Source organism: Methylocystis sp. H4A (genome assembly GCF_015709545.1).
GTDB lineage: Bacteria > Pseudomonadota > Alphaproteobacteria > Rhizobiales > Beijerinckiaceae > Methylocystis > Methylocystis silviterrae.
The window spans coordinates 76421-101404 of sequence record NZ_JADNQY010000028.1 but is presented as its reverse complement, the minus strand read 5'-3'; the positions used below and the strand labels follow the sequence as shown (position 1 = coordinate 101404).

19 protein-coding genes are annotated in these 24984 nt (G+C 63.8%); 16 read left to right on the top strand and 3 right to left on the bottom strand.

The window, feature by feature from the left end:
- The first annotated feature begins 216 nt into the window (after window positions 1-216).
- From IYW40_RS17145 to IYW40_RS17135, 3 genes are read left to right on the top strand one after another with little or no spacing between them, the layout of a single operon-like run.
- On the top strand, window positions 217-1200 hold the full coding sequence (locus IYW40_RS17145) for an ABC transporter substrate-binding protein (protein ID WP_196401509.1): 984 nt from the start codon (window positions 217-219) through the stop codon (window positions 1198-1200).
- The gene (locus IYW40_RS17140; RefSeq protein WP_175093650.1) at window positions 1197-1952 is read left to right on the top strand and encodes an ABC transporter permease; all 756 of its coding nucleotides are present in this window, start codon (window positions 1197-1199) and stop codon (window positions 1950-1952) included. Before IYW40_RS17145 ends, IYW40_RS17140 begins: the two co-directional genes overlap by 4 nt.
- The gene (locus tag IYW40_RS17135) at window positions 1894-2643 is read left to right on the top strand and encodes an ATP-binding cassette domain-containing protein (RefSeq protein ID WP_196401508.1); all 750 of its coding nucleotides are present in this window, start codon (window positions 1894-1896) and stop codon (window positions 2641-2643) included. Before IYW40_RS17140 ends, IYW40_RS17135 begins: the two co-directional genes overlap by 59 nt.
- On the opposite strand, the gene IYW40_RS17130 is transcribed toward IYW40_RS17135, so the two are convergent.
- The 3 genes from IYW40_RS17130 to IYW40_RS17120 all read right to left on the bottom strand — a co-directional run bounded on the left by IYW40_RS17130 (window position 2616) and on the right by IYW40_RS17120 (window position 6142).
- The gene (locus tag IYW40_RS17130; protein WP_246720884.1) at window positions 2616-3461 is read right to left on the bottom strand and encodes an SDR family oxidoreductase; all 846 of its coding nucleotides are present in this window, start codon (window positions 3459-3461) and stop codon (window positions 2616-2618) included. The two genes, IYW40_RS17135 and IYW40_RS17130, sit on opposite strands and share 28 nt — an antisense overlap.
- Before the next feature lie 23 nt (window positions 3462-3484).
- Window positions 3485-4369, bottom strand: a complete 885-nt coding sequence (gene rpoH / locus IYW40_RS17125) for an RNA polymerase sigma factor RpoH (protein WP_196401507.1) — start codon at window positions 4367-4369, stop codon at window positions 3485-3487.
- A 255-nt stretch (window positions 4370-4624) separates the two neighbouring features.
- Window positions 4625-6142 carry a helicase HerA-like domain-containing protein gene (locus IYW40_RS17120; RefSeq protein WP_196401506.1) on the bottom strand — a complete coding sequence of 506 codons (1518 nt, stop codon included), beginning with the start codon at window positions 6140-6142 and terminating at the stop codon, window positions 4625-4627.
- 153 nt (window positions 6143-6295) lie between these two features.
- Here IYW40_RS17120 and IYW40_RS17115 point away from each other — a divergent pair, with 153 nt between their 5' ends.
- From IYW40_RS17115 to IYW40_RS17055, 13 genes are all read left to right on the top strand, one after another.
- Window positions 6296-6646, top strand: coding sequence for a hypothetical protein (locus IYW40_RS17115; RefSeq protein WP_196401505.1), 351 nt, complete (start codon window positions 6296-6298; stop codon window positions 6644-6646).
- A 71-nt stretch (window positions 6647-6717) separates the two neighbouring features.
- Window positions 6718-7365, top strand: coding sequence for an SCO family protein (locus IYW40_RS17110; RefSeq protein WP_196401504.1), 648 nt, complete (start codon window positions 6718-6720; stop codon window positions 7363-7365).
- 117 nt (window positions 7366-7482) lie between these two features.
- Complete coding sequence (locus IYW40_RS17105; protein WP_196402199.1) at window positions 7483-8250, top strand: SprT family zinc-dependent metalloprotease; 768 nt, start codon at window positions 7483-7485, stop codon at window positions 8248-8250.
- Window positions 8247-8774: a DUF3280 domain-containing protein gene (locus tag IYW40_RS17100; protein ID WP_196401503.1), complete on the top strand. Its 528-nt coding sequence runs from the start codon at window positions 8247-8249 to the stop codon at window positions 8772-8774. Before IYW40_RS17105 ends, IYW40_RS17100 begins: the two co-directional genes overlap by 4 nt.
- Before the next feature lie 15 nt (window positions 8775-8789).
- Window positions 8790-9782, top strand: coding sequence for a bifunctional enoyl-CoA hydratase/phosphate acetyltransferase (locus IYW40_RS17095; RefSeq protein WP_246720882.1), 993 nt, complete (start codon window positions 8790-8792; stop codon window positions 9780-9782).
- A 323-nt stretch (window positions 9783-10105) separates the two neighbouring features.
- The gene (pheS, locus tag IYW40_RS17090; RefSeq protein WP_196401502.1) at window positions 10106-11185 is read left to right on the top strand and encodes a phenylalanine--tRNA ligase subunit alpha; all 1080 of its coding nucleotides are present in this window, start codon (window positions 10106-10108) and stop codon (window positions 11183-11185) included.
- Between the two features lie 188 nt (window positions 11186-11373).
- Window positions 11374-13788 (top strand): phenylalanine--tRNA ligase subunit beta, encoded by a 2415-nt coding sequence (pheT, locus tag IYW40_RS17085; protein WP_196401501.1) that lies wholly within the window; start codon window positions 11374-11376, stop codon window positions 13786-13788.
- A complete protein-coding gene (locus IYW40_RS17080; protein ID WP_196401500.1) occupies window positions 13764-14177 on the top strand; it encodes a hypothetical protein in 414 nt (137 codons plus the stop codon). Before pheT ends, IYW40_RS17080 begins: the two co-directional genes overlap by 25 nt.
- A gap of 497 nt (window positions 14178-14674) precedes the next feature.
- Window positions 14675-15190, top strand: a complete 516-nt coding sequence (rplJ, locus tag IYW40_RS17075; protein ID WP_018407366.1) for a 50S ribosomal protein L10 — start codon at window positions 14675-14677, stop codon at window positions 15188-15190.
- A gap of 42 nt (window positions 15191-15232) precedes the next feature.
- The gene (gene rplL, locus IYW40_RS17070) at window positions 15233-15610 is read left to right on the top strand and encodes a 50S ribosomal protein L7/L12 (protein ID WP_196401499.1); all 378 of its coding nucleotides are present in this window, start codon (window positions 15233-15235) and stop codon (window positions 15608-15610) included.
- Between the two features lie 180 nt (window positions 15611-15790).
- On the top strand, window positions 15791-19930 hold the full coding sequence (gene rpoB, locus IYW40_RS17065; protein WP_196401498.1) for a DNA-directed RNA polymerase subunit beta: 4140 nt from the start codon (window positions 15791-15793) through the stop codon (window positions 19928-19930).
- A 157-nt stretch (window positions 19931-20087) separates the two neighbouring features.
- Window positions 20088-24269 (top strand): DNA-directed RNA polymerase subunit beta', encoded by a 4182-nt coding sequence (gene rpoC / locus IYW40_RS17060; protein ID WP_196401497.1) that lies wholly within the window; start codon window positions 20088-20090, stop codon window positions 24267-24269.
- A gap of 92 nt (window positions 24270-24361) precedes the next feature.
- The gene (locus IYW40_RS17055; RefSeq protein ID WP_196401496.1) at window positions 24362-24868 is read left to right on the top strand and encodes an ATP-binding protein; all 507 of its coding nucleotides are present in this window, start codon (window positions 24362-24364) and stop codon (window positions 24866-24868) included.
- The last annotated feature ends 116 nt before the right edge of the window (window positions 24869-24984 follow it).

Genomic DNA, 24984 nt, shown 5'->3' with positions numbered 1-24984 from the left:
GCTTGTCCCGGCCATCCACGTGTCGACATTGCGTGCGCCTTGCAGCCGTTGCGTAACGTCCCGGCGTGGATGCCCGCGACAAGCGCGGGCATGACGAGGAGAGTCTGCGCCTGCGCCGATGGTCGCCAACCAACGGGGGAGACACGGCCAGCGTGCGCGCAATCGACGCCATGTCCATCCTGCGGTAAGACATTCAGCGAAAACCTCAAGGAAAACATGCAACGCTTCTTCGTCGCTCTCGCCGCCGGCCTCGCCAGCCTCTTCTTCGCCGCCGCGCCGGCGCAGGCGGAAAAACTGCGTATCGCGCTGCAGAAGACCGGCACGCTGGGCTGGGAGCTTGCCGTCGCTAAGGCGTTCGGCCTCGATACGGAAGCTAAGCTCGACATCGACGCCACCGAGCTCGCCTCGACCGACGCCGGCAAGATCGCCATCCAGGGCGGCGGCGCCGACATCATCATCTCCGATTGGCTATGGGTCGCCCGCCAGCGCGCGCAGGGCGCGAAGCTGACCTTCTACCCGCACTCATCGGCGATCGGCGCGGTGATGACCAAGAACCCCGCGATCAACAGCGTCAAGGACCTCGTCGGCAAGAAACTTGGCGTCGCCGGCGGGCCGCTCGACAAGAGCTGGCTGATGCTCAAAGCCTATGCGCTTAAAGATGGCGTCGATCTCGACAAGTCTGCAACCGTGCTCTATGGCGCGCCGCCGCTCATCGCCGAAAAGGCGCTGCAGGGCGAGATTGACGCGGCGCTCGAATTCTGGAATTTCGCCGCCGATCTTGAGGCGCAAGGCTTCACGCGCGCCGTCGAACTCACCGACGTCGAAAAGGCGCTCGGCGCCAAGGGCGACGTCGTCGTCACCGGCTATGTCTTCGACGAAGATTTCGCGGCGAAGAACAAGGACGTGCTGGCGCGGTTCTTCTCGATGACGAAGAAGGCCAAGGAGCTGATTGCGACATCCGACAGGGCCTGGGGCGCAGTCATCGCCCAGCGCCTCGGCGGCAAGGACGCCAAGACAGTCGACATCTACCGCAAGCGCTATGTCGCCGGCGCGCCGAAACGCTCGGTCGCGCAGGAAGAAGCCGACGCCCGGACGCTCTATGGCGCGCTCGCCGCGCTCGGCGGCGCAAAGCTTGTCGGCCCCGGCAAAACGCTCGATCCCGGAACCTTCTACAAGGACGCCAAGGGCAAGCCGCGTTGATCCGTTTCATCTCGCTTGCGGCTCTGCTCCTGCTTTGGCAGATCGGCGCGTCTCTGTCCGATCCGCGCCGACTTCCGGGACCCACGGCCGTTTTCGAGAAGATTTACGAAGAGGCGGTCTCCGGCGGGCTGTTCTTCAATCTCACGATCACGCTCGCGCGCGTCGTCGCCGCCTTCGCGCTCGCCATGAGTTTCGGGTCGGCGATCGGCTATGTCATGGGTCGCAACAAGCTCGCCGACCGGCTGCTCGATCCCTGGCTCGTCACGCTGCTCAATTTGCCGGCTTTGGTCGTCATCGTGCTCGCCTATGTCTGGGCCGGCCTCACGGAAGTCGCCGCGATCGGCGCCGTCGCGCTCAACAAGCTGCCCAACGCCATCGTCGTCGTGCGCGAAGGCGCGCGGGCGCTCGATCCGCATCTTGAGGACATGGCGCATGTCTTTCGCTTTTCGCCCGCCGCGCGTTTCAAGCATCTCGTCCTGCCGCAGCTCGCGCCCTATCTTGCGGCGGCGACGCGTTCCGGCCTGTCGCTCGTCTGGAAGATCGTCCTCGTCGTGGAGCTGCTGGGGCGCTCCAACGGCGTCGGTTTTGAAATCAATATGGCCTTTCAGCTCTTTGACATGAAGCTTCTGCTTGCTTACGCGCTTCCCTTCGTCGCGCTGATGCTCGGCGTCGAAACTTTTCTGGTGCAGCCTCTTGAACGACACGTCTCGCGCTGGCGGCGCGGCGTCTCTCGACGTCTCGATCGCGTCTAAGGATTATCATTCCGCCGGCGGCAGCCCGCTTCGCGCGCTGCAAGATTTGCGGCTGACGCTGCCTGCGGGACAGGCGGGCGCGGTGGTCGGCCCTTCCGGCTGCGGCAAGACGACTCTGCTGCGGCTCATCGCCGGACTCGACAAGGACTACGTCGGAACGATCGTCCTGCCCGAACACGGCCGACTCGGCATGGTTTTCCAAGAGCCGCGATTGCTGCCTTGGCGCAGCGTCATCGACAATATCCGCATCGCCGCGCCGCATGCGCGCGAAGACGACATCGCCGCGCTTCTCGACGAACTCGGGCTCGCCGAGCACGCCGCGCTTTTTCCACGCGAACTTTCGCTCGGCCTCGCCCGGCGTGCAGCGCTTGCGCGGGCGCTCGCGGTCAAGCCGGACCTGCTGCTACTCGACGAGCCGCTTGTGTCGCTCGACGCCGCGCTCGCCCGAGATCTGCGCGAGATGATCGCAAGGCTCATCGACGAAAGGCGCATCACGACCCTCATCGTGACGCATGATCTCGCCGAAGCGATTGCGCTCGCGGACAGGATATTCCTTTTATCACCGCGTCCTGCGCGCGTCGTCGCGACGCTCGATGTGCCGACGCCGCGAAGAGCGTTGGCGAGAGAGACGGTAGAGAAAATCGAGGCGCAGGCGCGGGCCATTTACCAGGGAAGCCCTTCGCCGCGATAGTCGAGATAGCGGCGCGTATCGGCAAGCGTCAGCGACTCGACGGTTCGAATGATGCCCGCCACGCTGTCGCGCACGTCGAGCGTGGCGTCCGGCCCGCCCATGTCGGTGCGCACCCGACCCGGACTGAGGGCGACGACGACGACGCCTTCCGCCTTCAGATCGTCAGCGAGACATTGCGCGATCTTGTTCAGACCAGCCTTCGAGACGCGGTAGGCGACATTGACCGTCCCGCCCAGCGACATCGAGCCCAGTCTGCTGGTCATCAACACGATGCGGGGATGTGCGCTGCTCCGCTTCACCAGCGGCAGGAAGGCCTGAACGACGCGCAGCGGGCCGAGCGTATTGACCGAGAGAAGATCGAGCGCGCCGTCGAAATCCATGTCGGTCGAGGATTGGCGCTGCGGCCCATAGGCGCCGGCGTTGGCGATCAGCACGTCGATCGGATCGCTGACTTGCGCGGCGGCGGCCTCGATCTCGGCCTCATTGCGCACGTCGAACTGCAGGGGCGCCGCCTGCGGCGCTGCCGCTTTCAGCGCCGCCAGGCCCGCCGCGCTGCGCACGCTCGCGGTCACGCGCTCCCCTCGCGCCGAAAGCTGACGCGCAGTTTCAAGTCCGATGCCGCGGCTGGCGCCGACAATGAGCCAGTGAGACATGTCGCTGTTCTGGCGCGCCTCCCAGTCCTCGCCAATATAGAGCGAGCGAAGGCTTGGGGCAGGTGCAACAGCTCTGGTGAGTTCGTGCGACTTTTGCGGAGAGCAAACCGACTTGGCGTAACCGGACTGAAAGCCGCGGCGCGCTTCTTGCGCCGCGTCGTTCAATCATTCCTCGGATTCCGGAGCCGTTACGCAGCCGGCGCGGACGCCGACTCGATGCGCGCGACGCCGTCGCGCACCGCCGCCTGCACCTTCTCGAAGGCGCGCACCTCGATCTGGCGCACGCGCTCACGCGACACGCCGAATTCCTCGGAGAGCGTTTCGAGCGTGAGAGGATCATCCGAAAGCCGCCGCGCCTCGAAGATGCGCCGCTCGCGCGGATTGAGCACGTCAAGCGCGCCGCGCAGCGCCTTCAGGCGATTGTCGCTTTCTTCGTGGGCGACGAGCAGATGCTCCTGATCGACGCTGTCGTCGACGAGCCAGTCCTGCCATTCGCCTTCGCCCTCCTCGCGCAATGGCGTGTTGAGCGAAGCGTCGCCGCCCATGCGGCGATTCATGTCGATGACGTCCTGCTTGGACACGCCAAGCCGATGCGCGATCTTCTCGACGTTCTCGGGCTTCAGGTCGCCTTCCTCGAAGGCGGAGATGCGGCTCTTGGCCTTGCGAAGGTTAAAGAAGAGCTTCTTCTGACTCGCGGTGGTGCCCATTTTGACGAGCGACCAGGAGCGCAAAATATACTCTTGGATGGAGGCGCGGATCCACCACATTGCATAGGTCGCGAGGCGGAAGCCGCGCTCGGGCTCGAAGCGCTTGACGGCTTGCATGAGGCCGACATTGCCTTCGGAGACGATTTCCCCGATCGGCAAGCCGTAACCGCGATACCCCATGGCGATCTTCGCCACGAGCCGCAGATGCGACGTGATCAGGTCCTGCGCGGCTTTAGCGTCTTCATGCTCGCGCCAGCGCTTGGCAAGCATATATTCCTGCTGCGGCTCCAACATTGGAAACCGCCTGATTTCAGATAGATAGCGGGCTAGGCCGTCTTCTGAGACGATTGGCAAGGCATTCGCCATAAGTCCCTCCTGGCGAACCCCCTGAGTATGGCGGGTCCGCAAAGCGCGGCCACGAAACGCCGGCCGCGACAGGGGGACATTATAGGGCGCCCCTAGAGGGCTGGAAAATGACAATTGCGTGAAGGGAGGCTAAAGCACGGATTAAGATTCAGCAATGTGAATGGCGCGTTTCAAAGGCTCGGCCGCGCAAGTTTGGCCGCGCAAGTTTTGGCAAAGATCCTGCCCGTTATGATCCCGCGATCTTCGGGCGCGAATTCACTTCGACATGCCGCCCAGCACGCCGCGCAGAATTTGGCGCGCGATCTGCGTCCCGGCGGACCGCGCCGCCGATTGAATCGCGGCGCGCGCCGCAAGTTCCGCCGGCGACATGCGCTTCTTGTCGCCCTTGCCAAAAATGCCGCCCAATATGCGGCCGAGCGCGCCGAGCAGACCGCCGCCTGCGCCGCTTTCGGCCTCGCCCTTGACGGCGCGCGCCTGCAGCATTTCGAAAGCGGATTCGCGATCCACCATCGTGTCGTATTTTCCCCCGAAGGCGCTCGCCGCCATGACGGCCTTCCGCTCCTGCGGCGATATCGGTCCAACGCGGGCGGACGGCGGCGCGATCAGCGTTCGTTCGACGACTTCCGGCGTTCCCTTGGCGTCGAGCATGGACACCAGCGCCTCGCCGACTCCAAGCTGCATGATCGCCTCGGCTTCCTCGAGGGCGCGATTGTCGCGAAACGTCTCGGCGGCGGCGCGCACCGCCTTCTGATCGCGAGGCGTGAATGCGCGCAGCACATGTTGAATGCGGTTGCCGAGCTGGCCCAGAACCGTGTCCGGCACGTCGAGCGGGTTTTGCGTGATGAAATAGACGCCGACGCCTTTCGAGCGGATGAGACGCACGACCTGCTCGATCGCGGACAGCAGCGCCTTCGGCGCGTCGTTGAACAGAAGATGCGCCTCGTCGAAGAAGAAGACGAGCTTCGGCTTGTCGAGATCGCCGACTTCCGGCAGGGCTTCGAACAGCTCGGAAAGCATCCAAAGAAGGAAGGTGGCGTAGAGCCGCGGCGCGCGCGACAGCCTGTCGGCCGCCAGAATATTGATCACCCCGCGTCCGTCGCGATCGACGCGCAGGAAATCCATGATGTCGAGCGCCGGCTCGCCGAAGAAATTTGCGCCGCCCTGCGTCTCCAACACCAACAGCTGCCGCTGAATGGCGCCGACGCTCGCGGGCGCCACGTTCCCGTGTGTCTGCTTGTATGTCGCGGCGGCCTCCGCAACATGCGCGAGCATCGCCCGCAGATCCTTCAAGTCGAGCAGCAACATGCCCTGCTCGTCGGCCGCCTTGAAAACGATATTCAGAACGCCCTCTTGCGTGTCGTTCAGATCAAGCAGGCGCGAAAGCAGCAGCGGCCCCATTTCCGAGATCGAAGCCCGAACCGGGTGTCCCTGTTCGCCAAAAACGTCCCAGAAGGCGACGGGAAACCGATCGGGCTCGTAAGCAACGCCAATCTCCTTGGCGCGTGCGACGAAGGCCGACTTGCCTTCGCCCGGCTGCGACAGTCCCGCGAGATCGCCTTTGACGTCGGCGAGAAAGACGCAGGTTCCGGCGTTCGAGAAGCCTTCGGCGAGCAGCTGCAGCGAAACGGTTTTGCCGCCGCCGGTTGCGCCCGCGATTAAGCCATGGCGATTGCCCAGCGCGAGCAGAAGATAGTGGTAAGCGCGCGGTTTCCCGTCCGTCACGCTTGCGCCGACGAGGATTTTGCCTGGAACGGCGCTCGAAGTTTCGCTCATGGTTAAAGCGCTTTCATAGTCAGGAATCGCAATTGCGCGAAGCTACACCATCGGCGAGGGACGCGCATGTCAGGCCCGTTCGGCGCGGTCTCGGCGCGACAGCGCTTGGCGAATGCAAAAGGGCGGGATAAGTTCCCGCCGGGAGAAGGTCCAATGAAGCTACGCTTGGCGATGATCGGCGTCGTCGCCGCCGCCGGCGTCGCGCAGGCGGTCGGCGCAACGAAGCCGCGAACGGCGCCGGCGAAGCTGGCGCAAACCGTCGATCTGGAGAACCAGCGTCCCGTGCCGCTGAAAAGCTTCGAGATCGTCATGGCGGCAAAAGATAAGTCCCCGGAAGCCATCGTCGGCAAGCTCGATACGCCGCTGGCCGCGGGAGGCCGCATGCGGTTTCCGATCACCGGCGCCAGAGGTTGCCGCTTTGAGGCGCGGTGGGCGTTCGACGACGCGAAGGATTCAGGCGACGTGGACTTATGCAATGACGCCCATATAGTTTTCGCGGACTGATCCTATCCGCGGTTCGCTAAGCGGACCCGCTGCGGCGCGCGCCGCCCATGACAACAATCAGGAAACGCACGATGGCCAACGGATCGAAGGGTGGCGCAAAGGGAATGAAGCGCAGCGCAAAGGGCGCACAATCCGCCAGCGGACCAGGCATCTCGAGGCCGCTGCTGATCGGCGTCGGCGCTGTCTTCGCGCTCATGTTCGGCGCCTTTGTCTACTTCACCAGCGGCAAGCCCACGACTTCGACGGAAATCATCGGCGGACCTTTTCAGCTCACCGCTCATACCGGGCAGCAGGTGACAGAGCAGGATTTTCTGGGCCGCCCCTTCCTCGTCTTCTTCGGCTATACGCACTGTCCCGATATTTGTCACACCACGCTCTTCGAGATGTCGGAGATCTTGCGGGCGATGGGACCGGATGCGAAAGTTGGCGCGCTGTTCGTCACCGTCGATCCGGAACGGGACACGCCCGAGTCTCTCAAAGACTATCTCTCCAATTTCGATCCGCGCATCATCGGCGTCACCGGTCCGCGCGCGTCGCTCGATCCCGTGTTGCGCGAATATCGCATCTTCTCTAAGCGTGCGCCCGGCAAGGACGAGGACTATTCCGTCGACCACACCACTGTCGTGTATCTGATGGACAAAAAGGGCCACTTTGTAAGCCCGTTCAACGTGGCGCGACGCCCCGCCGAAGCCGCGCGTGAGCTTGAACGCCATCTGTAGCGCGCGCAGTCTCTCGCATCGCAGAGCGCGCAAAAGAGCAACGCAAGGGAAATATTTTCATCAGGCCGCAATTTTGGAACTCGCGACTCATATGGCGTTTGCGCTAGCATGAGCGCCATGCTTCGACTCCTGCGCGAAGGACCGGCGCCAACTGGCGGCGCGTCGATTCTCACATTGGTCCACGCCGGCGAAACAATCCTCGTCGCTTTGCGTCGGTCACAGAATGCGCGGCGATTCACTTTGCGCGTGCGCTTCGCCGCACGCGATGCGGTGTTGACGATGCCGAAGCGGGCGTCATTGCGCGATGCGCGAGATTTCGCTCAGCGCAACGCCGCATGGCTTGCTTCGCGTCTCGACAGGCTTCCTGCAACCATTCCTTTCGCGCATGGTTCGGTCGCGCCTCTTCGCGGCATCGATCATATGATCGCCCATCATCCGGACCGCCGCGGGGTCACCTGGATCGAGCCAAGAGACGATGCTGAGGCTCCCTTCGCGCTTTGTGTCGCCGGTCAGACCGAACATGTGCACCGGCGCGTTCAGGATTATTTGAAGCGGGAGGCGCGGCGCGACCTTGAGGAGGCGGTCGCCCGCCATACCGGCGCACTCAGTCTGCCGCCCCGCGGCGTCGGCCTGCGCGATCCGATCAGCCGATGGGGATCGTGTTCGGCCTCCGGCTCGCTGAACTTTTCCTGGCGGCTGATCATGGCGCCGCCGTTCGTGCTCGACTACCTCGCCTCCCACGAAGTCGCGCATCTCGTGCATCTCGACCATTCGCCGCGATTTTGGAAGTTGACGCGGCGGCTCTGCGCCGACACGGATCGCGCCGAAGCTTGGCTCTCCGCCCATGGCGCGCACCTCCACAAATATGGAGCCAAAGCGCGATGATCGACCGCCGCGGCCTGCTCGGACTCGCCCTGCTCCTGCCCCTCCAGCTCTCGCAAGCCGCGTCGGCGCTGGCGGAAGAGCCGCGCAAACGCCTGCTCGTTCTCGATTTCGAGCTGGTCGACACGTCAAACGAGCCTGTCGACCAAAGCGCCGAACATGCAAAAAGACTGGCGCTGGCGCGTGACGACATCGGCGCGGGACTCGTCGCACGGCGCGTCTATGACGTCGTCGACCGGGGCCCCATCGCGGCGGATCTCGACGCGATCTTGAAGCAAACCTACATTCGCACCTGCAACGGCTGCGAATTGTCGCTTGCCCGCAAAGCCGGCGCCGATCTCGTTCTGACGGGCGTCGTCAATAAGGTCAGCACGCTGATCCTCAGCATGGGCGTTTCAATCGCGCGCGTCTCGACGGGCGAACTGATCTATCATCAAGGGTTCGATTTTCGCGGCGATAATGATCAATCCTGGGCGCGCGCGACGAAATTCTTCGTCGATCGCATCGCCCGCGAACCGCCGAATTGAGCGAAGGAGGCCCGTATGAGCCAGAGCGCTGGCTGTGAACCGACGGCGACGTCGCGCCCGCCCTGGTCGATGGTGGCGCAAGCCCGCGCGCGCGGCGCCTTGCTTGACGCCCTCGTGCGTCGGGCGCAGGCGCTGCCGCCCATCCGCATGGGCGTCATCCATCCTTGCGACGCGCGCTCGGTCGAAGGCGCGATCGCCGCGCGCGACAAAGGGCTGATCGTCCCGACTTTCATCGGACCGCGGGCGAAGATCGAGGCGGCCGCGCGCGCGAGCGGGGTCTCGCTCGAAGGCGTCGAGATCGTCGACGCGCCGCACAGCCACGCCGCCGCCGATCAGGCGGTGGAACTCGTGCGTCGCGGCCGGCTGCACGCGCTGATGAAAGGCGCGCTGCATACGGACGAACTGATGACCGCGGTCATCCGCGACGGCGCCGGCCTGCGCACGGACCGACGGATCAGCCATGTCTTTGTGATCGACGCGCCGTATTATCACAAGTTGCTGCTCGTCACCGACGCCGCGATCAACATTGCGCCGACGCTCGACACCAAGCGCGACATCGTGCGCAACGCAGTCGATCTCGCGCATGCGATCGGCATCGAGCGTCCCAAGGTGGCGCTGCTTTCGGCCGTGGAGACGGTCGAGGGGAAAATCCCGTCGACGATCGAGGCGGCGGCGCTCTGCAAGATGGCCGACCGCGGCCAGATCGCCGGCGCCGAGCTTGACGGTCCACTGGCCTTCGACAACGCCATCTCGCGCGAAGCGGCCGAAGCCAAGCACATAGAGTCCGAGGTCGCCGGCGACGCGGACATTCTGGTCGCGCCCGATCTCGAGGCGGGCAACATCCTGGCGAAGCAGCTCGTGTTTCTCGGCGGCGCCGACACGGCGGGACTGGTCCTCGGCGCGCGCGTCCCGATCGTGTTGACGAGCCGCGCCGACGACGTCGATTCGCGCGTCGTCTCTTCGGCGCTGGCGCAGATTTTCACGCATCGGCCGCGCGCCGCGCCGTAGAGCGCGCTGCGAAAAAGTGGGAACCGGTTTTTCGCGCAAAGCGGGCTCTGAACTTTGAAATCGATCACGTTATCTGCATTTGGGCGATGCCGCCCAAACGCAGCGTGATCTAGCTTTCTCGACAGAACGCCCCCCGCGTGGCAGAACGCGGCGCAAGATTTCCCGAAAAGGGCGGCTGACCTTCGCCCGCATGCTTCGAGACGGCTCCTGCCGAGCCTCCTCAGCATGAGGGCGCAAGCGGTGCGCTTTACGTTTGCTCATCCTGAGGAGCCCGCGGAGCGGGCGTCTCGAAGGACGAGGAAACGTCCACATTAGAAACCGATATGACCGACCTCGCCAAACTCGAAGAAGACACGCTGCGCCAGATCGACGAGGCCGCCGACGAGGCGGCGCTCGAAGCCGTGCGCCTCGCCTCGCTCGGCAAGAAGGGCGCGATTTCGGCGCTGCTCGCGACGCTGGGCAAAATGTCGCCCGAGGAGCGCAAGACCGAGGGCGCGAAGATCAATGCGCTAAAAGACAAGGCGGCCGAGGCGATCGCCGCGCGGCGCGAACAGCTTGCCGAAGCGGCTTTGGAGACGCGCCTTACGGCCGAGACGCTCGATATGACGCTGCCTGCGCCGGCGGGTCCGCTGGAGCGCGGGCGCATCCATCCGATTTCCCAGGTCACGGACGAGCTCTCCATCATCTTCGCCGACATGGGCTTCGCCGTCGCCGAGGGGCCGGACATCGAGAGCGACGACTATAATTTCACCAAGCTCAACTTTCCCGAAGGCCATCCGGCGCGGGAGATGCAGGACACGTTCTTTCTGACCGCCGAGTCAGGAGAGAAACGGCTGCTGCGCACCCATACGAGCCCGGTGCAGGTGCGCACCATGCTGTCGCAGACGCCGCCGATCAGAGTCATCTGCCCTGGCCGTGTCTACCGCTGCGACTTCGACCAGACGCATACGCCGATGTTCCATCAGATCGAGGGGCTCGTCATCGATGAGACGACGCATCTTGGGCATCTCAAATGGACGCTCGAAGAATTCCTAAGGAGCTTCTTCGAGGTGAAGGGCGTCAAGCTGCGCTTTCGTCCCTCCTTCTTCCCCTTCACCGAACCGTCGATGGAGGTCGACGTTCAGTGCCGGCGCCAGGGCGGCGAAATCCGCTTCGGCGAGGGCGAAGACTGGATGGAGATTTTGGGCTGCGGCATGGTGCATCCCAATGTGCTGAGAAACTGCGGCATCGATCCCGACCGCTATCAGGGTTTCGCCTTCGGCGTCGGCGTCGACCGGCTGGCGATGCTCAAATATGGCATGTCGGATCTGCGCGCCTTCTTCGACGCCGATACGCGCTGGCTGGAGCACTATGGATTCAGGCCGCTCGACTTCCCGACGCTCGCCGGCGGGTTGAGCAGCTAACGACAATCTCTCCGCGTCATGGCCGGGCTTGTCCCGGCCATCCACGCAAAGACCACCAGTAATAGAGACACGAAACGAATGACGCCGCTCACTTTCATCATTCCGCAGCCTCTCTGCGTGGATGCCCGCGACAAGCGCGGGCATGACGCGCGGTTGATTGAGGCGCGGCGTAGTATTGAAGCCGAGACATGAAACTCACCCTCTCCTGGCTCAAGGAACATCTCGACACGTCGGCCTCGCTCAGCGAGATCGTCGAGACGCTGACGCGCATCGGCCTCGAGGTCGAACATGTGCACGACCCCGCCGCGCAGCTCAAAGATTTCACCATCGCGAGGGTGATCGAGGCGACGCCGCATCCGAACGCCGACCGTTTGCGCGTCTGCATGGTCGACACGGGGAGCGGCGCGCCCGTGCAGGTGGTCTGCGGCGCGCCGAACGCCCGCACCGGCATGAAGAGCGTCTTTTCAGCCCCAGGGACATACATTCCCGGAAAGAAGATCACGCTCGGCAAGGGCGTCATCCGCGGCGTCGAGTCGCTCGGCATGCTGTGCTCTTCCGCCGAACTCGAACTTTCCAACGACCATGAGGGGATCATCGATCTGCCCGACGACGCGCCGGTCGGCGCCGTCTATGCGCAATGGGCCGGGCTCGACGATCCCATTATCGAGATCAATCTGACGCCCAATCGCCCCGACGCCGCCGGCGTCTACGGCATCGCGCGCGACCTCGCGGCGGCGGAGCTCGGCGTCCTTAAGACCAAGGACATTGCGCCCGTTGAGGGTGAATTCCCCTGCCCCGTCGGCGTGACGCTGGACTTCGCGCAAGAAGACAAATATCTCGCGCCCTTCTTCGGCCTTCGCCTCGTGCGCGGCGTCAAGAACGGACCCAGCCCCGCCTGGCTGCAGGCCAGGTTACGCGAAATCGGCCTTCGCCCGATCAACGCTCTGGTCGACATCACCAATTTTCTCACCTTCGACCGCGCTCGGCCGTTGCATGTCTTCGACGCGAAAAAGGTGAAGGGCGATCTCGTCGTGCGCCGCGCGAAGATGGGCGAGACGCTGCTCGCCCTCGACGGACGGTCATACGAACTCGACGAGAGCATGGTCGTCATCTGCGACGACAACGGGCCGGAATCGCTTGCGGGCGTCATGGGCGGCGAGGCCTCAGGCTGCGATGACTCGACGACCGACGTGCTGATCGAAACGGCGCTGTGGGACCCGATGAATATCGCGCACACCGGCCGCAAGCTCGGCATTGTCACCGACGCGCGCTACCGTTTCGAGCGCGGCGTCGATCCGGCCTTTGCGCTGCCGGGGATCGAGCTTGCGACGCAGCTCGTGCTGGAATTCTGCGGCGGCGAGCCGTCCGAACTCACGCTCGCCGGCGAACTGCCGCTGCTCTCGCGCGCCATCAATTTTCCCTGGAGCGAAACCAAGCGGCTCACGGGTATCGACGCGCCGCGTGAAGACGCGGCGAAGATTCTCGAGCGCCTCGGCTTCAGCGTCGAGAGCGCCGGCGCCGACATCGCCCATGTCGCCGCGCCGAGCTGGCGCCCGGACATCGAGGGCAAGGCCGACATTGTCGAGGAAGTCGTGCGCATGATCGGCGTCGACAATGTGCCCTCGACGCCGCTGCCGCGCGCCGAGGGCGTCGCGCCGCCCGTGCTGACCATGATGCAGAAGCGCGCCCGCAACGCCCGCCGCGCGCTCGCCGGCCAGGGCCTCGTCGAAGCGGTGACGTGGTCCTTCGTCTCCAAGGAGCAGGCGGAGGCGTTTGGCGGCGGCAAGCCGTCGCTGGCGCTCGCCAATCCGATCGCCGCCGATCTTTCCGACATGCGGCCGAGCCTGTTGCCGGGCCTCGTCGCGGCCGCCGGCCGCAACGCCGCTCGGGGGCTTGGCGATCAAAACCTGTTCGAAGTCGGCCAGATCTTCTTCGACGCCGCCGAGACCGGCCAGCGCCTCGCGGCGGCGGGCGTGCGGCGCGGACTCGCCGGAGCCGGGCGTCACTGGTCAGCGCCGGCGCGCGAGGCCGGCGCCTTCGACGCCAAGGCCGACGCCATCGCGCTGCTGAATGCGCTCGGCGTCGCGACCGGCGGCCTGCAGATCGTTTCCGGCGGGCCGGCATGGTTTCATCCTGGCCGCTCGGCGACGCTGCAATTCGGGCCGAAGACGATCGTCGGCCATTTCGGCGAATTGCATCCGCGGGCGCTGAAAATCATCGATGTCGAGGGGCCGGTCGCGGCTTTCGAGATCATTCTCGACGCGCTCCCCGCCCCCAAGGCGAAGCCGACGAAGATCAAGCCGAAGCTGGAGATTTCGGATCTCCAGCCGGTTTCGCGCGACTTCGCCTTCATCGTCGATCGCACGGCGGCGGCCGGCGATCTGGTGAAGGCGGCGCAGGGCGCCGACCGGACCCTGATCGCCGATGTCGCCGTCTTCGACGTCTATGAGGGCAAGGGCGTCCCAGAGGGCAAAAAATCGATCGGCCTCGCCGTCACGCTGCAGCCGCGCGAAAAGACCCTGACGGACGCGGAGATCGAGGCGGCGGCGCAGAAGATCGTGGCGGAGGCGCAAAAGAAATGCGGCGCGACGCTAAGGGGATGATCCGCCGTCATCTCCAGCGACACGAAGCCGTCGAGAGCCGTGAAGCGGCCGCTGGATGGCTTTTTCGCGAAGCTCCTCGTCACGGCTTGACCGTGGCGGTTGCGGCATTCCTTGCTGTCCTCGCTGCTCCGGCGCTCGCCGCGCCGCGAAGCATCGACGATTGCGAGGCGATCAAGGAAGCGGACGCCTATAACCGCTGCCTCGCCTCTTTTGGGCCGATGCGCGGCCAGCATGGGGCGACCTACCCCGGCGTCGCCAGCGAGGGCGGACACAGCGGAAAGGCTTCGGGCCGCAGCGCCTCTCGTCCCGCGTCGCGCTCAGGACGCGCCGAGCTTTCGCGCGGGCGGGGCGGCCGCGTTCGGATGGAGTTCACGCCGGGGCGGCGGTAGCGCCGCTGAACTGGGTGAGAAACATCGTTTTTCCCCTTGGCAAACTCCTCTACTCCCCTTAAATAGACGATCCGGGGCTGGCCAATCGATCTGCGGCCCCATTTTCAGTTTTGAGCTTCCGCCTGACCCAAGTCCCTACAGGACCTAGGAAAAGGCGGTGGATAGGCCGGCGGACCCGGGGGTTCTCCCTCGTGTCCCGTCCGGCCATGTCCTGTCCGAGACTGCCGGCGCACGCAAGGGGTTCAACCCTGTAGCGGCTCAATCGGCCCAAAGGAAGACGGAGCGATCCGTCGTCTTGAAGGCGGCCTGCACAGACGGGGAAACCGGAATTTTAAAGGCCGCAAGCGGGCTCCCGCGAGCGTCCTTCGAATTTGGTTCGCGCCCCTTCAACCGCCGCGGCGTTGCGCCGTGACGGGGACAGGATCTACGGCGTCGCTCGCCTCAAGCGAGCGGCATGTCGCAACCGGCGGGATTTCCCGCCAGTGGAGAGAGCAACCGTGGACAGAGCGGAGAAAAAGGAAGCGGTCGCGGCGTTGCGCGAAGTCTTTTCGAAGACCGGCGTCGTCGTCGTCGCTCACTACTCCGGCCTGACCGTGGCCCAGCTGCAAAACCTGCGCAAGCAGGCCCGCAATGCTGGCGCGACGGTCCAGGTCGCGAAGAACCGCCTCGCCAAGATCGCTCTCGATGGCGCCGACGTCGCCTCCATCGCGCCCCTGCTCAAGGGGCCGACCCTGATCGCCTATTCGGACGATCCGGTGGCGGCGCCGAAAGTCGCCGTGGCCTTCGCTAAGGACAACAACAAGTTTGTCATCCTCGGCGGCGCCATGGGCAAGACTGCTCTGAATCCGGACAGCGTCAAGTCGCTTGCGACGATGCCGTCCCTCGACGAACTGCGCGCCAAGCTCGTGGGCCTCATCCAGGCGCCCGCGACCAAGATCGCCCAGCTCTCGACCGCGCCAGCCGCCAAGCTCGCGCGTGTCTTCGGAGCCTACGCCAATCGAGACGCGGCCTAAGAGGCCGAGAACCAGACAAACCAAATTCAAAGGACGCAACAAATGGCAAATCTCGAAAAGATCGTCGAAGACCTCTCGGCGCTGACCGTCCTCGAGGCGGCTGAACTCGCGAAACTCCTCGAAGAGAAGTGGGGCGTTTCCGCCGCCGCCGCCGTCGCCGTCGCCGCCGCTCCGGGCGCCGCCGCCGCCGCGCCGGTCGCGGAAGAGAAGACCGAGTTCAACGTGATCCTGGCCGCGACCGGCGAGAAGAAGATCGAGGTCATCAAGGAGGTCCGCGCGATCACCGGCCTCGGCCTGAAGGAAGCCAAGGACCTGGTCGAAGGCGCGCCCAAGCCCATCAAGGAAGGCGTGGGCAAGGACGAGGCCGAGAAGATCAAGGCCGCTCTCGAAAAGGTCGGCGCCAAGATCGAACTCAAGTAATTACCGCCGCCTCTGGCGGCGTCGAGATCGTCGCAGCCCCGGCGCGCCGGGGCTGCGGCCAATGAAAAAAGAAGGCGCTCACGGACGCGAGAATCGCGCCGCAATGACGAGCGCTTGACGGGCAAGGACCTCTCGCAGCGGGACGGTCGGCTCAACGAAGAAAGAGGCTCGAAAAGCGACATGGCTCAGACGTCGGCGAGAAAGTTCACCGGTCGCAAGCGCATCCGCAAATTCTTCGGACATATCCGCGAAGCGGCGGAAATGCCGAATCTGATCGAGGTCCAAAAGGCCTCCTACGATCAGTTCCTCCTTGTCGACGAGCCCAAAGGCGGCCGTCCTGACGAGGGGTTGCAGTCCGTCTTCAAGTCCGTCTTTCCGATCTCCGACTTCTCGCAGGTCTCCCTGCTCGAATTCGTGCGCTACGAGTTCGAACAGCCCAAATATGACGTCGACGAGTGCCGCCAGCGCGGCATGACCTACGCTGCGCCGCTCAAGGTGACGCTGCGCCTCATCGTATTCGACGTCGATCCCGATACGCAGGCGAAGTCGGTCAAGGACATCAAGGAGCAGGACGTCTACATGGGCGACATGCCCTTCATGACGTCGAACGGCACCTTCGTCGTCAACGGCACCGAGCGCGTCATCGTCTCGCAGATGCATCGCTCGCCGGGCGTGTTCTTCGACCACGACAAGGGCAAGAGCCATTCTTCGGGCAAGCTGCTTTTCGCCGCCCGCATCATTCCCTATCGCGGATCCTGGCTCGACATCGAGTTCGACGCCAAGGACATCGTCTATGCGCGCATCGACCGCCGCCGCAAGATTCCGGTGACGTCGCTCCTGTTCGCGCTCGGCCTCGACGGCGAAGAGATTCTGTCGACGTTCTACAAGACGATCCTTTACACGCAGGACGGCGAGAACTGGCGCATGCCGTTCGACGCCGAGCGGATCAAGGGCGTGAAGGCCGTCGCCGATATGGTCGACGCCGACACGGGCCAGGTGATTCTCGAAGCCGGCAAGAAGCTCGCCGTGCGCGCCGCGCGCCAACTCGCCGAGAAGGGCGTGAAGGCGATCCGAGTCGCGCCCGAAGAGCTCTACGGCCAATATCTCGCGCAGGACCTCTTCGACCCCGCCACCGGCGAGATCTTCGCCGAAGCGGGCGAGGAGATCACTGTGAAGACGCTGCCGCTGCTGATCGAAAAGGGCTTCGATGAGCTGCCGGTGCTCGACATCGACCACATCAATATCGGCCCCTACATCCGCAATACGCTCGCCGTCGACAAGAACTCGATCCGCGAAGAAGCGCTGTTCGACATCTATCGGGTCATGCGCCCGGGCGAGCCGCCGACGATGGACACGGCGGAAAACATGTTCCACTCGCTGTTCTTCGATCCGGAGCGCTATGACCTCTCGGCCGTCGGCCGCGTGAAGATGAACATGCGCCTCGATCTCGACGCGCCGGACACGACGCGGACGCTGCGCCGCGAGGATATCCTGGCGGTCGTCAAGGCGCTCGTCGATCTGCGCGATGGTCGCGGCGAAATCGACGACATCGACCATCTCGGCAACCGCCGGGTGCGCTCGGTCGGCGAGCTGATGGAGAATCAGTATCGCCTCGGCCTGCTGCGCATGGAGCGCGCCATCAAGGAGCGCATGTCGTCGGTCGACATCGACACGGTCATGCCGCAGGACCTGATCAACGCCAAGCCGGCGGCGGCCGCCGTGCGCGAATTCTTCGGTTCGTCGCAGCTGTCGCAGTTCATGGATCAGACCAATCCGCTGTCGGAGATCACGCATAAGCGTCGTCTCTCGGCGCTTGGTCCGGGCGGACTGACCCGTGAAAGAGCGGGCTTCGAGGTGCGCGACGTGCACCCGACGCATTACGGCCGCATCTGTCCGATCGAGACGCCGGAAGGTCCGAACATCGGCCTGATCAATTCGCTCGCGACCTTCGCCCGCGTCAATAAATACGGCTTCATCGAAGCGCCGTATCGCCGCGTGCGCGACAGCAAGGTGACGGGCGAAGTCGCCTATCTGTCGGCGATGGAGGAGGCGAAATATCACGTCGCTCAGGCGAACGCGCAAGTCGACAAGGACGGCAATCTGACGGAAGACCTCGTGCTCTGCCGTCACGCCGGCGACGTCATGCTCGTGCCGCGCGAGAAAGTCGACGCGATGGACGTGTCGCCCAAGCAGCTCGTGTCGGTGGCCGCGGCGCTCATTCCGTTCCTTGAGAACGATGACGCCAACCGGGCGCTGATGGGTTCGAACATGCAGCGTCAGGCCGTGCCGCTCGTCAAGGCCGACGCGCCGCTCGTCGGCACCGGCATGGAGGCGATCGTGGCGCGCGACTCCGGCGCCGCCATCTCGGCGCGCCGCACCGGCGTGGTCGACCAGATCGACGCGACCCGTATCGTCATCCGGGCGACCGAAGAGCTTGATCCGGGCAAGCCCGGCGTCGACATCTATCGGCTGATGAAGTTCCAGCGCTCGAACCAGTCGACCTGCATCAACCAGAAGCCGCTCGTTCGCGTCGGCGACCTTGTGGTGAAGGGCGACATCATCGCCGACGGTCCGTCGACCGACCTTGGCGATCTGGCGCTCGGGCGCAACGTGCTCGTCGCCTTCATGCCTTGGAACGGCTACAACTTCGAGGACTCGATCCTCCTGAACGAGCGCATCGTCAAGGACGACGTGTTCACCTCCATTCACATCGATGAATTCGAGGTGATGGCGCGCGACACGAAGCTCGGTCCGGAAGAAATCACCCGCGATATTCCCAACGTCTCGGAAGAGACGCTGAAGAATCTCGACGAGGCGGGGATCGTCTATATCGGCGCCGAAGTGCAGGCGGGCGACATCCTCGTCGGCAAGATCACGCCAAAGGGCGAAAGCCCGATGACGCCGGAAGAAAAGCTCCTGCGCGCCATCTTCGGCGAAAAAGCCTCCGACGTGCGCGACACGTCGCTGCGCGTGCCGCCGGGCGTTCAGGGAACAATCGTCGAGGTGCGCGTCTTCAATCGCCACGGCGTTGAGAAGGACGAGCGCGCCCAGGCGATCGAACGCGAGGAGATCGAGCGTCTGGCCAAGGACCGCGACGACGAGCTCGCGATTCTGGACCGCAACGTCTATACGCGCCTTTGCGAAACGCTGATCGGCAAGGTCGGCATCGCCGGCCCGAAGTCGTTCAGGAAGGGCGAGAAGCTGACTCAGGCGATCCTCGACGAATATCCCCGCTCGCAGTGGTGGACCTTCGTCGTCGAGGACGACGCGCTGATGGGGTCGATCGAAGCCGTGCGCAAGCAATATGACGAGTCGAAGAAGGGGCTTGAAAACCGCTTCCTCGACAAGGTTGAGAAATTGCAGCGCGGCGACGAACTGCCGCCCGGCGTGATGAAGATGGTCAAAGTCTTCGTCGCGGTGAAGCGCAAGATCCAGCCCGGCGACAAAATGGCCGGCCGTCACGGCAACAAGGGCGTCGTTTCGCGCATCGTGCCGCAGGAAGACATGCCGTTCCTCGAGGACGGCACGCCTGTCGACATCGTGCTCAATCCGCTCGGCGTGCCGAGCCGGATGAACGTCGGACAGATTCTCGAGACGCATCTCGGCTGGGCCTGCGCCGGTCTCGGCAAGCAGGTCGGCCAGGCCGTTGACGCTTACTATCGCAGCAGAGACAGCAAGCCTTTGCGCAAAGCGTTGACCGAAATCTACGGCGACGATCCGGAGCTCGCCTCGCTCGACGAGACGAGCCTTGTGGAAGTCGGCAAGGATTTGAAGCGCGGAGTTCCGATCGCGACGCCGGTGTTCGACGGCGCGCGCGAGAAGGACATCGTCGACATGCTGGAGAAGGCGGGCCTGGCCTCGTCAGGTCAGGTGAGGCTCTTCGACGGACGCACCGGCGAGACCTTCGACCGCAAGGTGACCGTCGGCTACATCTATATGCTGAAGCTGCACCATCTCGTCGACGACAAGATCCACGCGCGCTCCATCGGCCCCTACTCGCTCGTCACCCAGCAGCCGCTGGGCGGCAAGGCGCAGTTCGGCGGTCAGCGCTTCGGCGAAATGGAGGTCTGGGCGCTCGAAGCCTATGGCGCCGCGTATACGCTGCAGGAGATGCTGACCGTGAAGTCGGATGACGTCGCCGGCCGCACCAAGGTCTATGAGTCGATCGTGCGCGGCGACGACACGTTCGAATCAGGCATTCCGGAAAGCTTCAACGTGCTCATCAAGGAGATGCGCTCGCTGGCGCTGAACGTCGAACTGACCAACGCGGAGCCGGAAGAAGAAGAAGCGCCGCCGACGGCAGTCGAGGCGGCGGAGTAATCCCTGCCGATGAAGCTGCAGAACGTCATTGCGAGCGAAGCGAAGCAATCCTGGATTGCTTCGCCGTTTCGCTTCTCGCGGTGACGGCCTGAATAAGGATTTCATGGCGCGCGGAAAAAGGCTCGAAGCCGCATTCGCAGCGCCCTAGGAGAAGACCATGAATCAGCAAGAGGTCATGAATCTCTTCAATCCGGTCGTGGCGACGCAGGCCTTCGACCAGATTCAGATTTCGATCGCCAGCCCGGAGAAGATTCTTTCCTGGTCTTACGGCGAGATCAAAAAGCCCGAGACGATCAACTACCGCACGTTCAAGCCAGAGCGCGACGGTCTGTTCTGCGCGCGCATCTTTGGTCCGATCAAGGACTATGAGTGCCTGTGCGGCAAATATAAGCGGATGAAATACAAGGGCGTCATTTGCGAGAAGTGCGGCGTCGAGGTCACCCTCGCGCGCGTGCGGCGTGACCGCATGGGCCACATCTCGCTCGCCGCGCCCGTCGCCCACATCTGGTTTTTGAAGTCGCTGCCCTCGCGCATCGGCCTGTTGCTCGACATGACGCTCAAGGATCTTGAGCGAATCCTCTACTTCGAGTCGTATATCGTCCTCGACGCGGGCCTGACGCCGCTCAAAGAGCGTCAGTTGCTGTCGGAAGACGAATATATGCGCGCGCAGGACGAATATGGCCAAGACACGTTCACGGCCATGATCGGCGCGGAAGCGATCCGCAAACTTCTTGAGTCGATGGACCTGGAAGCCATCGCCGCGTCGCTGCGCATCGAGATCTCCGAAGCGAAGACCGAGCTCAAGCCCAAGAAGCTGGCGAAGCGCCTCAAAATCATCGAGGCTTTCCTGCAGTCGGGCAATCGCCCCGAATGGATGATCCTCAAGGAAGTTCCGGTCATTCCGCCGGATTTGCGTCCGCTCGTGCCGCTGGACGGCGGCCGCTTCGCGACCTCGGATCTGAACGATCTCTACCGCCGCGTCATCAACCGCAACAATCGTCTGAAGCGGCTGATCGAATTGCGCGCGCCGGACATCATCATCCGCAACGAGAAGCGCATGTTGCAGGAGGCCGTCGACGCGCTGTTCGACAACGGCCGCCGCGGACGGGTGATCACGGGCGCCAACAAGCGTCCGCTGAAGTCGCTCGCCGACATGCTGAAGGGCAAGCAGGGCCGCTTCCGTCAGAACCTCTTGGGCAAGCGCGTCGATTATTCCGGCCGCTCGGTGATCGTCGTCGGCCCGGAGCTGAAGCTGCATCAGTGCGGCCTACCCAAGAAGATGGCGCTCGAGCTGTTCAAGCCCTTCATCTATTCGCGCCTCGACGCCAAGGGCTATTCGGCGACCGTCAAGCAGGCGAAGAAGCTCGTCGAAAAGGAAAAGCCGGAAGTCTGGGACATTCTCGACGAGGTCATTCGCGAGCATCCGGTGCTGCTGAATCGCGCGCCGACTCTGCACCGTCTCGGCATTCAGGCGTTCGAGCCCGTGCTGATCGAGGGCAAGGCGATCCAGCTGCATCCGCTCGTCTGCGCCGCCTTCAACGCCGACTTCGACGGCGACCAGATGGCCGTGCACGTGCCGCTGTCGCTTGAAGCGCAGCTCGAAGCGCGCGTGCTGATGATGTCGACGAACAACATCTTGCACCCGGCCAATGGTCAGCCGATCATCGTGCCGTCGCAGGATATCGTTCTCGGCCTCTATTATCTCACGCTCGAGCGCGACGGCGAACCCGGACAGGGGATGGCGTTCGCGAGCCAGGGCGAGATCGAGCACGCGATCGCCGCCAAGGCGGTCACGCTCCACACCAAGATCAAGGGCCGCGCCTGGACCTATGATGAGAAGGGCAAGCGCGTATCGAAGATTTTCGACACGACGCCCGGCCGCATGATACTCGGCCAGCTCATGCCGAGGCACGACAAGATTCCCTTTGACGTCGTCAACAGACTGATGACCAAGAAGGAAATCTCGAACATGATCGACACCGTCTACCGCAACTGCGGTCAGAAGGAGACGGTCATCTTCTGCGACCGCATCATGTCGCTTGGCTTCCGCGAAGCCTTCAAGGCGGGAATCTCCTTCGGCAAGGACGACATGGTCGTGCCGGAAAACAAGGAGGCGATCGTCTCTGAGACGCGCGCGGCGGCCAAGGAATATGAGCAGCAGTATAACGACGGCCTGATCACCCAGGGCGAAAAATACAACAAGGTCGTCGACGCCTGGATGAAGTGCACGGACAAGCTCGCCGAGGAAATGATGCAGCGCATCTCGTCGGTGAGCAAAGACGAGCATGGCCGCGACATGCCGATCAACTCGATCTATATGATGTCGCATTCCGGAGCGCGCGGCTCGCCGCAGCAGATGAAGCAGCTCGCGGCGATGCGCGGACTGATGGCCAAGCCCTCGGGCGAGATCATCGAAAGCCCGATCATCTCGAACTTCAAGGAAGGCCTCACCGTCCTTGAATACTTCAACTCCACTCACGGCGCCCGCAAGGGTCTCGCCGACACGGCGTTGAAGACCGCGAACTCGGGCTATCTTACGCGCCGCCTCGTTGACGTCGCGCAGGATTCCATCATCTCGTTGACCGACTGCGGCTCCCAGAACGGCATCCGGATGCGCGCGATCATCGACGCGGGACAGGTCGTCGCCTCGCTAACGTCGCGCATCCTCGGCCGCACCGCGGCGGAGCCTCTGATGTCGCAGGACGGCAAGACCGTGATCGTGCCGGCCGGCGAGATGATCCAGGAGCAGCACATCGACGCGATCAACGCCGCCGGCATTCAGGAGGTGAAGATCCGCTCGGTCCTGACCTGCGAGGCCAAGAACGGCGTCTGCGGCAAGTGCTATGGACGCGATCTGGCGCGCGGCACCCCCGTCAATATGGGCGAAGCCGTCGGCGTCATCGCGGCGCAGTCGATCGGGGAGCCGGGCACGCAGCTCACCATGCGCACCTTCCATATCGGCGGCGCGGCGCAGCTGGCTGACCAGTCGTTCATCGAGTCGAACTTCGAGGGCAAGGTGCATGTGCGCAATCGCCATCTCGCTCGCAACTCGGACGGCGATCTCATCGTCATGGCGCGTAACGTCGCCATCGTGATCCTCGGCCCGAATGGCGAGGAGCGGGCGGTGAACCGCCTCCTCTATGGCGCCAAAATGAAGGTCGACGAGGGCGACAAGGTGAAGCGCGGCCAGCGACTGGCCGAGTGGGACCCCTACACGCGTCCGATCATCAGCGAAGTCGACGGCGTCATCGGCTTCGAGGAACTCGTCGAAGGGCAATCGATGTCGGAGACGGTCGACGAATCGACCGGCATCACCAAGCGCATGGTCATGGACTACCGCCTCAACCTGCGTTCGGCGAGCCTGAAGCCCTCGATCCTGATCAAGGGCGCCGATGGCAAGATCGTCAAGCTGGCCCGCGGCGGCGACGCTCGCTACTTGCTGCCCGTCGACTCGATCATTGCCGTCGAACCCGGCGGCACGGTGAAGGCCGGCGACATTGTCGCGCGTATTTCGGTGGAGAGCGCCAAGACCCGCGACATCACCGGCGGTCTGCCGCGCGTCGCGGAGCTTTTCGAGGCGCGCCGTCCGAAAGATCACGCGATCATCGCGGAAATCTCCGGCACGGTCGCCTTCGGCAAGGACTACAAGAACAAGCAGCGCATCACCATCACGCCGACCGAGGAAGGCGCGGATCCGGTCGAATATCTGATCCCGAAGGGCAAACATATCCATCTTCAGGACGGCGACGTCGTCGAGAAGGGCGATTACATCGTCGACGGCAATCCGGCGCCGCATGACATTCTGGCGATCAAGGGCGTGGAGGAGCTTGCGGCTTACCTCGTCAACGAGATCCAGGAGGTCTATCGGCTGCAGGGCGTCAACATCAACGACAAGCACATCGAAGTGATCGTGCGTCAGATGTTGCAGAAGATCGACATCGTCGATCCGGGCGACACCGGCTTCCTCGAAGGCGAGCAGGTCGACAAGCTGGAGCTCGAGGAGGCGAACGCCAAGGCGCTCGAGAATGGCGGCAAGCCTGCGCATGGCACGCCGGTGCTGCTCGGCATCACCAAGGCCTCGCTGCAGACGCGTTCCTTCTTCTCGGCCGCCTCCTTCCAGGAGACGACCCGCGTCCTCACCGAGGCCGCCGTCAACGGCAAGATCGACCCGCTCGTCGGCCTCAAGGAGAACGTCATCGTTGGCCGGCTCATTCCGGCCGGCACCGGCGCTGCGATGTCCAAGTTCCGCGCCGTCGCGGGCGGGCGCGACGAACTCATCATCGAGCAGCGCGGCGCCGAAGCGGCCGAGCCTGCGCCGGCGCTGCCGCCTGCGGAGTGATCGCCTAGGCGCTGAGATCGAAAAGGCCGCCCTCGCCGGGCGGCCTTTTTCGAGATAACGCCGAGTTTCGTTTTCGAATTCCGACGTGGCGGATGACGATCGTGACTACGCATCAACCCACCCTCCATTTGGTCTGCGGCAAGATCGCCGCCGGCAAATCGACGCTCTGCAATCGCCTCGCCGCGGTGCCGGCAACCTTGCTAGTCAGCGAAGATAGGTGGATGAAACGCCTTTACGGTCCCGAGATGCATTCGGTAGAGGATTATGTGCGTTACTCGGCGCGCTTCCGCGATGTGATAGGCCCGCATATAGAGGATGTGCTGCGCGCGGGACTGTCGGTCATCCTGGATTTCCCGGCGAACACCGTCGCTACCCGGCAATGGATGCACGGCATTTTGGAGAACGCCGGCGTCGCGCATCAGCTTCATTATCTAAAAGCTTCAGACGCTCTTTGTAGAGCGCGCATGCATGCGCGTTACGCTCGCGGCGAGCACGAGTTTCTTGTAACAGACGAACAGTTCGATTTAATCACGAGCTATTTTTCGCCTCCGGCGCAGTCTGAGGGTTTCAACACCATCGTCTATCGAGAATCGGACTGATGCATACCCGCCCAATTCCCAAGACGCACGATCCTTCCCAATTCCTCCTGCGCGGCCGCCTCGCTCAGGCCCGGGAAATGTATCGCGCGCCCTTCAGATTCGCGTCCGACGGAAAT

Excerpts from the sequence above, each read along its gene's own strand:
- IYW40_RS17145 (WP_196401509.1), top strand. The coding sequence starts at position 217 with ATGCAACGCTTCTTCGTCGCTCTCGCCGCCGGCCTCGCCAGCCTCTTC.
- rpoH (WP_196401507.1), bottom strand. The coding sequence starts at position 4,369 with ATGGCGAATGCCTTGCCAATCGTCTCAGAAGACGGCCTAGCCCGCTAT.
- IYW40_RS17120 (WP_196401506.1), bottom strand. The coding sequence starts at position 6,142 with ATGAGCGAAACTTCGAGCGCCGTTCCAGGCAAAATCCTCGTCGGCGCA.
- IYW40_RS17115 (WP_196401505.1), top strand. The coding sequence starts at position 6,296 with ATGAAGCTACGCTTGGCGATGATCGGCGTCGTCGCCGCCGCCGGCGTC.
- IYW40_RS17110 (WP_196401504.1), top strand. The coding sequence starts at position 6,718 with ATGGCCAACGGATCGAAGGGTGGCGCAAAGGGAATGAAGCGCAGCGCA.
- IYW40_RS17105 (WP_196402199.1), top strand. The coding sequence starts at position 7,483 with ATGCTTCGACTCCTGCGCGAAGGACCGGCGCCAACTGGCGGCGCGTCG.
- IYW40_RS17100 (WP_196401503.1), top strand. The coding sequence starts at position 8,247 with ATGATCGACCGCCGCGGCCTGCTCGGACTCGCCCTGCTCCTGCCCCTC.
- IYW40_RS17095 (WP_246720882.1), top strand. The coding sequence starts at position 8,790 with ATGAGCCAGAGCGCTGGCTGTGAACCGACGGCGACGTCGCGCCCGCCC.
- pheS (WP_196401502.1), top strand. The coding sequence starts at position 10,106 with ATGACCGACCTCGCCAAACTCGAAGAAGACACGCTGCGCCAGATCGAC.
- pheT (WP_196401501.1), top strand. The coding sequence starts at position 11,374 with ATGAAACTCACCCTCTCCTGGCTCAAGGAACATCTCGACACGTCGGCC.
- IYW40_RS17080 (WP_196401500.1), top strand. The coding sequence starts at position 13,764 with ATGCGGCGCGACGCTAAGGGGATGATCCGCCGTCATCTCCAGCGACAC.
- rplL (WP_196401499.1), top strand. The coding sequence starts at position 15,233 with ATGGCAAATCTCGAAAAGATCGTCGAAGACCTCTCGGCGCTGACCGTC.
- rpoB (WP_196401498.1), top strand. The coding sequence starts at position 15,791 with ATGGCTCAGACGTCGGCGAGAAAGTTCACCGGTCGCAAGCGCATCCGC.
- rpoC (WP_196401497.1), top strand. The coding sequence starts at position 20,088 with ATGAATCAGCAAGAGGTCATGAATCTCTTCAATCCGGTCGTGGCGACG.
- IYW40_RS17055 (WP_196401496.1), top strand. The coding sequence starts at position 24,362 with ATGACGATCGTGACTACGCATCAACCCACCCTCCATTTGGTCTGCGGC.